Consider the following 12994-nt stretch of genomic DNA (forward strand, 5'->3'; position numbering starts at 1 on the left):
TGGATTTTAAGGGCTTTTGACCCGTTGCATAATCCCATCGTACAGAGGCGCTCGTTTTTGTTCAAACTCCAAATTATTCGTATTACAGGAATTCTAACGGGGCTTCATTACTCTGAAAAGCACTTTTACTGAATACAGCATTTATAAATGAATACATATCCCATTATCCCTTATCCATTTCGTCAGAACAATTAAAAGCATGTTGTGTATATAAAGTATTGAATATCCTTATAAGGGTAAGTAATGCTCCTGTAGAAGTTCAAAACGAATGGGTTAGACGTTTAGAGTGGACAATTAATACAGATTTTTCTGACGTTTGTCAAATGATGATTTCTTAACGGTCTATATAAAAGGGGAATTCTACCCAAAGAAAAGCCAAATCCATTGTTAGGATTGGCTTTTCTTCTTTATATGCTGATATATATTTTGTGGTCAAACTGTACTTTGTGTTTAGATCGTAAGACGAAGTTAGCTGGTGTTTATTTTGTTCGTTGATGGTTTGAGAATCGGGCATACATTAAATAACCCATCGAACTAAACCAAGCTGACGGGTTTTTTTTCTGCAGCGTGTCTAGTAGCTAGGACGGAAACGCGACTTTTTTAACATGTCTAACTTCTATGCATTGATTTGTTCAGATGTACAGGAAAGATAATACTACTATATCCTACTATGAAATTGCATCGGGTGAACAGGGAGGAGGAGAATGAGCGGATTCTACAACGGGCGGAAGTCCAAACATTCTCTGTAGTCACGGCCAATTCCCATATAGAAGAAATGTTTATATATAGGATATTTTACAGCGTCCGGGAATTAGACACTATCCGGAATTTCGAAAGCCCGTATTAACAGGGGTATACGAATAGAACTCCGGCAAGCATATTAGTGGTAGACAACATCAACGTGCTGCATGAGGTAGTGCTGAATTGGCTCTGCTCAATTGGGCTTGGGCCAGCCTCGCCCCGCTTAAGCGATTGCCAGGACATCATAAAGTAGATTTATTGAAAGGTTTCTGATTGAGCTTGTTCAGGAGTGTCGTACTTAGACTCCTGAATAAGCTCTCTCTTATGGAGGAGTTGCCGGAAACTAGCACCACAAATCGAAGCTTTTATTTATATCCTTAATAAGCCTTGATTGTTTANGTTTCTGATTGAGCTTGTTCAGGAGTGTCGTACTTAGACTCCTGAATAAGCTCTCTCTTATGGAGGAGTTGCCGGAAACTAGCACCACAAATCGAAGCTTTTATTTATATCCTTAATAAGCCTTGATTGTTTATAATATGATGACAAAAACAAGGAGGATCGTTAATCATGGTGCTGCATAAAAAACAAAATAATCATCTCAGGCTGAAGCGGATTTATGAGGAAGCTGAGCCAGAGGATGGGTACCGGATACTGGTAGACAGGCTGTGGCCCCGTGGCATTTCCAAACAAGAAGCCGCAATTGACGAATGGATGAAGGAGATTGCCCCCAGCCCGGAGCTGCGAAAATGGTTCGGCCATGAGCCAGGGCGGTTTGCGGGATTCACAAGCAGCTATATCAAGGAGCTGGAGGAAGACCCGGAGCGTGGCAGACTTGCTGCGAAGATTGATGAACTGGTGCTGGAACAAGAGGTTACTTTGGTTTATGGAGCAAAAGATCCTGTTCACAATCATGCGAACGTCCTGCTTGAATGGCTTATTTCCCGATAAAAAAGTACAGGCCGCCCCCCGGGATCGACTAAGATCCGGGAAGCGGCCTATGTGTTTAGGTATTACTAGTTGTTGTCCAATTGCAGGGCTGGGCCGAAAAACTCATAGTGAATTTGTTCTTCTTTCATTCCGAGCGCATGCAGTTCACGAATCATCGCTTCCATAAAAGGTACCGGACCGCAAACATAGGCATCCCCTGTAATATCTACATATGACTTTAGGACTTCGCCTGTAATTACTCCATCCGGACCACCGGAATAGAAGGTTTTGGTCTTAACATTGCTCATAGCAGATGCATGTTTCTCGACATCTTTACGGAAAGCGGCCAGTGCTTCATTCCGCGCAGAATGCAGGAATACAGCCGGCCGGTCCGGCGTTGCTGCCGCAACGGTTTCGAACATGCTTATCATCGGCGTGATGCCCACACCGCCAGAGATAAAGGCCACAGGCGTTGTTTTGGTGGCATCCAGCAAAAACTCACCCGCCGGGGCGCTTACTTCGACGGAATCTCCTTCTGCAACCTGCTCATGAAGATAAAGCGAGACGACGCCATTCGGATCATTATCGGCTTCACGTTTCACGGAAATGCGGAATTCATCCGCTTTTGGCGCTTGCGAAAGGCTGTACTGACGGATCATGGTGTACTTCTCGCCAGGTATTAAGACACGTACAGAGATATACTGTCCTGGCTTATAATCCGGTACATTGGAACCGTCTGCCGGTTTAAGATAGAACGATGTAATGTTGGTGCTTTCTTGTACTTTGCGCGCAACAGTGAACGGTTTGAAGAAATTCCAGCCATTTTCCTGTTCACGCGCTTCTTTATACATGCTGTCTTCAACGCCGATAAAGGCACCTGCGATGACGCCGTAGGCTTCTTCCCATGCTTTGAGAATTTCATCGGTGGCGGCATCACCCAGCACTTCCTTGATGGCTTTCAGTAAAAATTCGCCGACGATCGGGTAATGCTCCGGTTTAATGCCAAGACTGACATGCTTGTGTGCAATCTGGACAACCGCAGGCAGGATATTCTCAAGGTTGTCAATGTGGACGGCTGCTGCGTACACCGCATTGGCAAGTGCAGCCTGCTGGCGGCCTTGCGCCTGGTTGGCATGGTTAAATACATTAAGAAGTTCTGGATGGGCTTCGAACAAATTCCGGTAAAACACTGATGTAATGGTTGTGCCATGTTCGGCCAATACGGGTGCTGTGGATTTGACAATATCCCTGGTTTCCTGTGATAAAATAACGATCAGCTCCTCTCAAATGTTACAAATTTAATATATACTCATTTTAAGTTAAAAGATATATTTAAAATACCACTTTAACAAAATGGACAATATATATGATATTATTTGTAATAAATATCACTTACTATACCAACAATTGGAGGGAAATATGAGACTTACTTTGTATACAGATTTTTCTTTGCGAATCCTCCTCTATCTTGGATCAAAGCAGCGAAATGAGCTTTCAACCATACAAGACATATCGAACGCTTATCATATCTCCAAAAATCATTTGATGAAGGTCTCACACGAATTAGGAAAGGCGGGATATATTGAAACTGTAAGAGGGCGGGGGGGAGGTATACGGCTTGCCCGGACACCTGAAGAGATAAACATTGGGGAGGTCGTACGCCGGATGGAAGACGACTTCTATCTTGTCGAGTGCTTCAATCCTTCAGGCGGCAGTTGTCCGATCTCCCCGGTTTGTGGACTTAAAGGAGCACTTGCCAGAGCACTTCAAGCCTATCTGCAGGTGCTAAATGAATATACGCTGCAGGATTTATTAATCAACAAAGATGACCTGCGTGCTATTCTTCAACAGCAGGAGAAGGTCACGCCTCCGCTAACAACAGCCGTTCCTCATCCCGGCTATGAATGGAGTTCACAACCAACAGGGCATGGAACTGACGAATCACCTCAGGAATGAGTCCGTCTTCAGCAAGCATTGCTTTCACATCTTTTACTATGATTCGCAGCAGTTCATGATCACGTGTCAGCTGCTTAACTGCGTCTTGCAAGTGAGGATTCTTATCGGCTACTTCCTGATAGAATCCGTCTTCCTCCGCATCGGCGTGGCTAATGATTCGCGTCTCCCAATACTCAATCAAATGATCGGCCGCTTGGCGCGCCACCTCGAATTCTTTTGCTTCCAGAAGCTCTTCCACTTCTTCAGTTTTAGCTATAGCACCGGACAGCCCGCCTTGATGAATGGCATGATGGGCGTGCAACTGGCGCAATGAAGGACCTGTCATGTGGCTCATCCTCTCGTTTTTTTTTCAGTATAGCACACCAGAAAGCAGTGGAATTCCCGCTAAGGAATTCCACGGATCACAAACAGGGAACTCCCTAATAGGAGCTAATATCCCTAATCATCAAGTACACCGCACAGCTTTTCTCTCAGCGAGGAAGGCTTTTTTTGCTTTTTATTCAGATCAAGGGAATTCCCGCGGCGCAATAGGCGATTCCCTAATGGGAAGTATCGCCAGGGGGATCCATAATGAGATTAATTGAATGAATGTATATTTTTACGCAACCCTGTCCTTCATTCTGCAAAGGAGTGTTCGTAATCGATGAAGAAAAAATATGGTCTCAACTTTTTCAAGCCAATTGAAAGCTATTCCGGGAACTGGTCCATTCTTGAGGAGAAAAACCGGGATTGGGAGAATATGTACCGCCAGCGCTGGTCTCATGATAAAGTAGTCCGCACCACTCACGGAGTCAATTGTACAGGTTCCTGCAGCTGGAAGGTATTTGTGAAGAACGGAATTATTACCTGGGAGAACCAGCAGATTGATTATCCTTCCTGCGGGCCGGATATGCCGGAATTCGAACCGCGCGGCTGTCCCCGTGGAGCTACATTTTCGTGGTACGAATACAGTCCCCTGCGCGTGAAATATCCCTATGTAAGAGGGAAGCTGTGGCGTCTGTGGCAAACGGCGCTGTCCGAGCATGACAATTACGTCGACGCATGGGCCAGCATTGTAGAAGATCCTGCGAAGGCTGACCTTTACAAGAAGGCCCGCGGCAAAGGCGGCCATATCCGAGTGGGATGGAACGATGTACTCCACCTCATTTCGGCACAACTGATTTATACCATTAGAAAATACGGTCCCGACCGGATTGCCGGCTTCACACCTATTCCGGCCATGTCGATGGTCAGCTATGCTTCGGGTGCGCGCTTCATCTCGCTCCTGGGCGGTCAAATGCTGAGCTTCTATGACTGGTACGCCGATCTTCCTCCGGCATCTCCGCAAATTTGGGGTGAGCAGACAGATGTGCCGGAATCTTCTGACTGGTACAATGCTGGCTATTTGATGATGTGGGGGTCCAATGTGCCGCTTACCCGGACACCGGATGCACACTTCATGACGGAAGTGCGGTATAAGGGAACCAAGGTAGTATCGGTGGCACCGGATCTCGCGGAAAACGTCAAATTCGCCGACAACTGGCTGGCGCCGAATCCCGGTACGGATGCCGCGCTCGCCCAGGCTATGACGCATGTAATTCTGAATGAGTTCTATAATGAGCGCCAGGAACCGATGTTCCTGAATTATGCCAAGCAATATACAGACATGCCTTTTCTGATTTTGCTGGACACGCATGAAGATGCCTTGAAAGGCGGACGTTTTCTCCGGGCGAGCGACCTCGGTGAGACATCGCAGCATTCAGACTGGAAACCGGTCATCTTTGATGAGTCAGCCAGTGAATTCATCGTTCCCAATGGGACCATGGGCCAGCGCTGGGAAGAAGGCAAGCAATGGAACCTGATCCTTGAACGTGAAGATGGAAGCAAAGTGGAGCCGGCGCTGAGCATTGAAGGTCATGGAGAAAAGTGGACAGAAATTGTATTCCCTTACTTCGATAATGCCGGTAACGGTACGTTCAGACGGATGATCCCGGTCAAAACAATCCAGCTGGCAGACGGTACAGAACAGGTTGTTGCGACTGTTTATGATTTGATGATGAGCCAGTACGGCATCGCTCGTACAGCCAGCCCGCTGAACGCCAAGGACTACACTGATGAATTCTCTCTTTACACGCCTGCCTGGCAGGAGAAAATTACGAGTGTGAAATCAAGTGTCGTTGTTCAAATTGCCCGTGAATTTGCCCAGAACGCGATTGATACGGGCGGACGTTCGATGATTATCATGGGGGCTGGGATCAATCACTGGTTCAACAGTGACACCATCTACCGTTCCATCTTGAATCTGGTGATGCTCACCGCTTCACAAGGTGTCAATGGCGGGGGCTGGGCGCATTATGTCGGTCAAGAGAAATGCCGCCCGATCGAAGGATGGTCAACTATTGCCTTTGCCAAAGACTGGCAGGGTGCGTCCCGTCAGCAAAATGCCACATCATTTTTCTACTTTGCAACTGAGCAATGGCGTTATGAGGAGAACGGCACGGATTCGCTGAAATCGCCGACTGGCGGAGAGGTAGCTTATCAGCATCCGGCTGACTATAACGTGCTGGCTGCACGTCTCGGCTGGCTGCCGTCCTTTCCGCAGTTCAATAAGAACAGCCTGCTGTTCGCGGAAGAAGCTGCGCAGCAAGGCAAGAAGTCCAATGCCGAAATAATTAGCCACACTCTGGAAGAAATCAAATCGCGTAAAACCCGCTTTGCAGTGGAAGATCCGGGCGCTCCTGAGAACTTCCCGCGTTCACTGTTTATCTGGCGCTCGAACCTGATCTCAAGCTCCGCGAAAGGGCAGGAGTATTTCATGAAGCATTTGCTGGGAGCTTCCGACGGGCTGCTCGCCGAGCCGAATGAAGAGCAGAAGCCGGAGGAAATTATCTGGCGGGAAGATGTGGAAGGCAAGCTGGATCTGATGGTTGCCCTGGATTTCCGGATGACCACAACGCCGCTGTATGCAGATATTGTTTTGCCTGCGGCCACCTGGTATGAGAAAACAGATCTGTCATCAACAGACATGCATCCCTTTGTTCACCCGTTCAATCCGGCTGTGAACCCGCTCTGGGAATCGCGTTCGGACTGGGATATTTACCGCCAGCTTGCGGAGGTTTTCTCCGAAATGGCGAAATCACATCTGCCTGGCGTCTACAAAGACCTTGTCTCAACACCTCTCGGCCATGACTCGGTAAGCGAGATTTCACAGCCTATGGGTCTTGTCAAAGACTGGGCCAAAGGCGAGATTGAAGCGATTCCGGGTAAAACAATGCCAAACCTAAGCATTGTAGAACGGGACTATACCCAAATACATGATAAATACATCTCGCTCGGACCCAACCTCGCAACCGGCAAAGCAGGGGCACATGGCATCAGCTTCTCTGTCGCCGAAGAATACGAGGAATTGAAGCAGATAAGCGGGGTTCATTTCGACGATTCAATCAAAAACGGACTGCCAAAACTTCAAACTGCCCGCCAGGCGGCAGATACGATCCTTCATCTGTCATCGGCTACCAATGGCCGCGTATCGCAGAAGGCTTACGCGCAAGCGGAGAAAGATTCGGGCGTTGAGCTCAGAGATATCTCGGCTGACCGGGCAGCAGAGAAGATTACGTTCCAAAGCATCACCGCTCAGCCGAGGGAAGTCATTCCCACACCGGTATTCAGCGGCTCGAATAAGCAGGGCCGCCGTTATTCGCCGTTCACAACCAATATCGAACGTCTTGTTCCTTTCCGTACCTTGACCGGAAGACAGCATTTCTATATTGACCATGAGATCTTCCTGCAGTTTGGAGAATCGCTGCCAGTCTATAAGCCCACCTTGCCGCCGATGGTCTTCGGACCGCGTGATAAGGCAGTGAAAGGCGGACAGGATTCGCTTGTACTACGGTATTTGACACCGCATGGCAAGTGGAATATCCACTCTACCTACCAGGATAACCAGCACATGCTGACCTTGTTCCGCGGGGGTCCAACCGTATGGATCAATAATGAGGATGCCGAAGCGCATCAGATTTCTGATAATGACTGGCTGGAAGTATACAACCGCAACGGTGTCGTAACCGCACGCGCAGTCGTCAGCCACCGGATGCCGAGAGGCACCATGTTTATGTACCACGCCCAGGACAAGCATATTCAAGTACCAGGCTCTGAGATCACGGATACTCGCGGCGGAAGCCATAATGCTCCTACACGAATTCATTTGAAGCCTACTCAGATGGTGGGCGGATACGCACAGCTCAGCTACGGTTTCAACTACTATGGTCCAATCGGCAACCAGCGGGATGTCTACGTAGCCGTACGCAAAATGAAGGAGGTTAACTGGCTTGAAAATTAAAGCGCAAGTAGCAATGGTAATGAATCTGGATAAATGCATTGGCTGCCACACATGCAGTGTCACCTGCAAGACAACCTGGACTAACCGTAAAGGCGCGGAATATATGTGGTTCAACAACGTTGAAACAAAGCCGGGGATCGGCTATCCGAAACGTTGGGAAGACCAGGAGCTCTATAAAGGCGGCTGGAAGCTGCGTAAAGGAAAGCTGGAGCTGAAGTCAGGCAATAAGCTGTCCAAGATCGCGCTCGGCAAAATCTTCTACAATCCAGACATGCCGGAAATGAAGGATTACTATGAGCCGTGGACTTACAATTACGAACATTTGACGAATGCAGGTGAACAAAAACATTCCCCGGTCGCACGGGCACATTCGGCGGTAACGGGTGAGAAGATGGATCTGGAATGGGGGCCGAACTGGGAAGATGATCTCGCGGGAGCGCATGTAACCGGACCGCTGGATCCGAACATCCAGAAAATTGAGGAAGAGATCAAATTCAACTTCGAAAAATCCTTTATGATCTATCTGCCCCGCCTTTGTGAACACTGCCTTAATCCGAGTTGTGTCGCGTCCTGTCCTTCCGGTGCGATGTACAAACGGGATGAAGACGGAATTGTGCTCGTCGACCAGGAAGCCTGCCGCGGCTGGAGATATTGCATGACTGGCTGTCCGTATAAGAAGGTGTACTTTAACTGGCAGACCAACAAGGCGGAGAAATGTACCTTCTGCTTCCCTCGCGTGGAAGCGGGCTTGCCAACGGTCTGCTCCGAGACTTGTACCGGCCGGATTCGCTATTTGGGCGTTCTGCTATATGACGCTGACAAAGTCCTTGATGCCGCTTCGACGCCGGACGAGAAGGACCTGTATAAAGCACAATGTGATCTGTTTATGAATCCGCATGATCCGGAAGTGATCGCCCAGGCAAGAAAAGACGGCATTTCTGAAGACTGGCTGGAGGCAGCCCAGAACTCCCCGGTCTACAAGCTTGCCATCGAGCACAAGCTGGCATTCCCGCTTCATCCGGAATACCGGACGCTGCCAATGGTTTGGTATGTGCCGCCGCTTAGTCCGATCATGAATTATTTTGAAGGAAAAGATTCGCTGAAGAATCCGGATCAGATCTTCCCGGCTATCGAAGAAATGCGTACTCCAATCCAGTATTTGGCCAACATGCTGACTGCAGGTGACACGCAGACGGTCAAAGAAGCCTTGCAGCGGATGGCAATGATGCGCTCATATATGCGCGCCAAATCCACAGGTCAGGAATTCGACCTAAGCCGTCTGGATCGTGTAGGCATGACTGCGCATCAGACGGAACAGATGTACCGGCTGCTTGCCATCGCCAAATATGAAGACCGCTTTGTGATTCCGACTTCCCACAGAGAACAGCATATGAACCCTTATCGTGCCCAAGGTTCGACCGGCTATGGCAATAGCATGGGTGATATGGGCTCCGGCTCCGGCTGTGACGGCTGCGGCCCGGCCAGTGCTGCAGGAACCACGATGAAGAACGGCAAGGAAATGTATGAAGAGAACTTCTACGGAGGGATTTGGCGTGATTGATCTGATCAAATTGTATGATTTCAAGCAATCCTTCGGATATTTCGCCCTGCAGCTTATGTACCCGGAGAAGCTGGATTTTCATCCGGCTTTTCTGGAAGAGGCGTTCAGCAGCGGCCACCCGGGTTACGCCCATGTGCACACCTACTGGTCACTGATGCAAAACTTCAGCCTGGAAGAGATTCAGGAGAGTTATGCGGCCACTTTTGATTTCCAGAAAGACTGCGCCCTGTACATGACCTATTTTAAATTTGAAGATGCCAAAGAACGCGGACAGATGCTGGCCAAACTGAAGCTATTATACGAAATGTTCGGGCTGCAAATGCCGGAAGGGGAGCTGCCCGATTATCTTCCGCTGATGTGTGAGTTTCTGTATGCTGCAGAATGGCTTGAAGATCCGTCAGCGCCTGAGAATTTCGGGATGCTGATTGCGATTCTTGAGGATGGCACCTATCATCTGCTCAAGGCGCTTGATAAGAATAAAAGTCCCTATTTCCACCTGGTGAAGGGATTGCGTGAAACATTTAAAGCTTGTGCCCGACAGGAGGCCCCCAGTCAATGAATATGTTTGCTCAGTTTCTATGGGTTATTTTCCCTTACATTTGTATGGTGGTCTTTATCGGCGGACATATCTTCCGCTACCGCAAGGATCAGTTTAACTGGACGGCGAAATCCAGTGAATTCATTGAAAAGAAACAGCTGAAATATGGAAGTATCTTATTCCATCTTGGGATTATTCCGGTCATTTTTGGCCATGTCGGCGGTCTCGCCATACCGAAGTCATGGATGGAGGCAATCGGTGTCAATGAACATCTTTACCACATAGGCGCGGTGTATATTGGCGGATTTTTCGGAGTAGCCACGTTGCTGGGGATGATCATTCTGACCTCCCGCCGCTTTACGATCAAGAATGTCCGCCGGCTCAGCAGTGCCTCCGATTTGATTGTCAATTCACTGCTGCTCTTTATTGTCTTTATGGGAATGTACTCCACAATCGTAACCAATGCCGTACAGCCCGAGTTTGATTACCGTGAGACGATTTCCGTCTGGTTCCGGGGCCTCTTCATGTTCAGACCGGATCCGTCACTTATGGAAAGTGTGCCGTTTTCCTTCAAGCTGCACATCCTGTCCGGCTTTGCCATTTTTGCCTTTTGGCCGTTCACCCGCTTAGTCCATGTATGGAGTGTTCCATTGAATTATGTAGGCAGAAGTTATATTCTATACAGAAGAAATAAATCGAATTAAAGGAAAGCAAGCGAAAACTTCTTTCCCTGTTCAATTAGGAGAGAGAACGATGACAAATACGGTGAATTACCAAAAGGAGCTAGATCAGATCCGCAAGGTTTTAGGTTATGATTTTATGTCAATGGCCCTTGCTGAACCAGCAGAATATGACTATGTGATCCGATGGAAATACGCCTCCGGCAATACGAATGACCGTTTCAAACGGATTGTGCTGCAATCGGGAAGAGGAATTGCGGGAATCGTGTTCAAGACCGGAAAACCGTTTTCACTCTCTTCTGTACAGAAACATGTGCAGCCTGATACATTGTTTAACTATCCCATTACTAAGATGGAGAATTTGAACAGCATTGGCGCTGTACCCATATGGAATGATGCCCGCGTCGCAGGTGTACTGCTTGGAGGATTCAGGGGAGAAGAGCAGGTAACCGAAGAAATGCTGCACGCCTTGGAGACAGTTGCGCGTAAAGGTATTGGAGACTTGAACGGGAAGGAATTGTTGCTGAGTTGAGGGTACCCGGAATGGATCTGCCGAATCTGTTAATGACGAAGCTGTTTGAGAACAGCATGGAGGCCATGTTCTTTTTTGACCGGGAAGGGAAAGCCCTGGCAATGAATCCGGCTGCTGAGAATATCGTAGACAAGGATATCCTGAAGCAGCTTTATCAGGGAAATCCCCAGGCTCTTTGTGGAACTTGCCGGGGGTATACCAGTGAAACGGAACTGCGCACCTGCCTTAACTGTTATTTCAATACACCGGACTCCGAGGATTTTACATCCTATCAAGTTTACCTGGAAACCAAAGACAAAGGGATTGTTCCTTATGCCGCTACGTTTCATACCATTGATTACGAGCAAGGTATCCGGGTATTTATGCTGAGGGATTTAACCAGACAGTTCAAAACGCAAGAGAAGTTTTATCAGAACAAAATGATGAAACATGTGATAGAAGCGCAGGAGAATGAACGCAAACGGATATCCCGTGAGCTGCATGACAGTGTTGCCCAGGAGTTGATGAGCGCCGTCATTGATCTTCGCGTACTCAAATATATGACATCTGACGAGCAGCTGCTGAGGAAAGTGAAGCAGACTGAGGTATCAATGACCCGGCTGCTGAATGATATCCGCAACCTCTCAGTAGAGCTTAGACCTGCGGCACTCGATGATTTCGGATTGGAAGCTGCATTCCGGTCCCACTTCAAACGGATGGAACAAAGCTATGGCCTTGTAATCGAATATAAATCTCAGCTTTCAGAGAAGCGCTATGAGAGTGAAATCGAGACCGTCATGTACCGGGTTTGCCAGGAAGCCGTTTTGAACGCGCTAAAGTATGCCCAAGTAGACACGGTCAAAGTTACTCTTACAGAGAAAGACGGTGTCCTGCGGCTCCTGGTCGAAGATGAAGGAACCGGCTTTAAATTGGGAGACGAACCTAGCGGAACCGGACTTGGCCTCTTTGGCATGCAGGAACGGGCGGAATTGGTAGGCGGTACTTTCAATGTAGATTCAGGTATTGGCAGAGGTACAAGAATCCTTTTACAGGTTCCTGTAGGATTTGCTCAAGGGAAGGAATGAGATTCTGATGAAGATCGTCATTGCAGACGACCATGCGATAGTACGCAGCGGATTCTCCATGATCCTGAATTTTCAGGATGATATCGAAGTGATCGGAGCGGCGGCAGACGGAAGAGAAGCTTATGCCATGGTAGCCAAATTCCGGCCGGATATTCTGATCATGGATCTGAGCATGCCGCCGGGAGAAAGCGGACTGATTGCGACAGGCAAGATTAAAGAGGATTACCCGGATACCAAAATCCTGATTCTGACGATGCATGATGATGAGGAATACTTATTCCATGTACTCAAGAACGGAGCTTCCGGATATGTCCTCAAAAGCGCGCCGGACGAGGAGCTATTGCTGGCCATTCGGACCATTTATGAAGGCGGCACCTATATTCATCCCAAGATGGCGACTTCTCTAGTCCGGGAGTTCATCAAAAAGGATAAGACCGTCAGCACAGAAGACCTGTTCGAACTGTTGTCGAAACGGGAACTGGAGATTCTACCGCTCATCGCCAAGGGATACGGCAACAAGGAAATTGCTGAGAAGCTGTTCATCTCCGTCAAAACAGTTGAAGCCCACAAAGCTAAAATCATGGAGAAATTAAATCTTAAAAGCCGGCCTGAGCTGGTTGAATATGCATTAAGGAAAAAAATGCTGGATTTCTAACCGGTGAATGGAGGTTATGCTT

The 12994-nt window shown here is 48.2% G+C and carries 10 protein-coding genes and 1 pseudogene; 9 read left to right on the forward strand and 2 right to left on the reverse strand.

Annotated features, from left to right (window positions below):
- Window positions 1-1308: 1308 nt before the first annotated feature.
- Window positions 1309-1689 carry a DUF488 domain-containing protein gene (locus tag ACAN56_RS33950; protein ID WP_379148338.1) on the forward strand — a complete coding sequence of 127 codons (381 nt, stop codon included), beginning with the start codon at window positions 1309-1311 and terminating at the stop codon, window positions 1687-1689.
- A 65-nt stretch (window positions 1690-1754) separates the two neighbouring features.
- On the opposite strand, the gene hmpA is transcribed toward ACAN56_RS33950, so the two are convergent.
- Window positions 1755-2936, reverse strand: a complete 1182-nt coding sequence (gene hmpA, locus ACAN56_RS33955; RefSeq protein WP_379148424.1) for an NO-inducible flavohemoprotein — start codon at window positions 2934-2936, stop codon at window positions 1755-1757.
- 151 nt (window positions 2937-3087) lie between these two features.
- On the opposite strand from hmpA, the pseudogene ACAN56_RS33960 reads away from it, so the two are divergent.
- Window positions 3088-3513: pseudogene (locus ACAN56_RS33960) on the forward strand (RrF2 family transcriptional regulator); the annotation flags it as partial.
- Between the two features lie 16 nt (window positions 3514-3529).
- On the opposite strand, the gene ACAN56_RS33965 reads toward ACAN56_RS33960, so the two are convergent.
- On the reverse strand, window positions 3530-3949 hold the full coding sequence (locus ACAN56_RS33965; RefSeq protein WP_379148341.1) for a hemerythrin domain-containing protein: 420 nt from the start codon (window positions 3947-3949) through the stop codon (window positions 3530-3532).
- Window positions 3950-4267: 318 nt separating this feature from the next.
- On the opposite strand from ACAN56_RS33965, the gene ACAN56_RS33970 reads away from it, so the two are divergent.
- Genes ACAN56_RS33970 through ACAN56_RS34000 form a run of 7 tightly spaced genes read left to right on the forward strand, consistent with a single transcriptional unit; the run spans window position 4268 to window position 12972 of the window.
- The gene (locus tag ACAN56_RS33970; RefSeq protein WP_379148344.1) at window positions 4268-7942 is read left to right on the forward strand and encodes a nitrate reductase subunit alpha; all 3675 of its coding nucleotides are present in this window, start codon (window positions 4268-4270) and stop codon (window positions 7940-7942) included.
- The gene (gene narH / locus ACAN56_RS33975; RefSeq protein WP_379148346.1) at window positions 7932-9503 is read left to right on the forward strand and encodes a nitrate reductase subunit beta; all 1572 of its coding nucleotides are present in this window, start codon (window positions 7932-7934) and stop codon (window positions 9501-9503) included. Before ACAN56_RS33970 ends, narH begins: the two co-directional genes overlap by 11 nt.
- Window positions 9496-10062 carry a nitrate reductase molybdenum cofactor assembly chaperone gene (gene narJ / locus ACAN56_RS33980; RefSeq protein WP_379148349.1) on the forward strand — a complete coding sequence of 189 codons (567 nt, stop codon included), beginning with the start codon at window positions 9496-9498 and terminating at the stop codon, window positions 10060-10062. Before narH ends, narJ begins: the two co-directional genes overlap by 8 nt.
- Window positions 10059-10745, forward strand: coding sequence for a respiratory nitrate reductase subunit gamma (gene narI / locus ACAN56_RS33985; protein ID WP_038591863.1), 687 nt, complete (start codon window positions 10059-10061; stop codon window positions 10743-10745). The genes narJ and narI overlap by 4 nt, the downstream gene beginning before the upstream one ends.
- Window positions 10746-10794: 49 nt before the next feature.
- Window positions 10795-11253 carry a GAF domain-containing protein gene (locus ACAN56_RS33990; RefSeq protein ID WP_379148353.1) on the forward strand — a complete coding sequence of 153 codons (459 nt, stop codon included), beginning with the start codon at window positions 10795-10797 and terminating at the stop codon, window positions 11251-11253.
- 11 nt (window positions 11254-11264) lie between these two features.
- Window positions 11265-12317 carry a sensor histidine kinase gene (locus ACAN56_RS33995; RefSeq protein WP_379148356.1) on the forward strand — a complete coding sequence of 351 codons (1053 nt, stop codon included), beginning with the start codon at window positions 11265-11267 and terminating at the stop codon, window positions 12315-12317.
- 7 nt (window positions 12318-12324) lie between these two features.
- Complete coding sequence (locus tag ACAN56_RS34000; protein ID WP_038591872.1) at window positions 12325-12972, forward strand: response regulator; 648 nt, start codon at window positions 12325-12327, stop codon at window positions 12970-12972.
- The last annotated feature ends 22 nt before the right edge of the window (window positions 12973-12994 follow it).

Origin of the sequence: Paenibacillus paludis, assembly GCF_042610515.1 — a bacterium.
Classification (GTDB): Bacteria; Bacillota; Bacilli; order Paenibacillales; family Paenibacillaceae; genus Paenibacillus_AQ.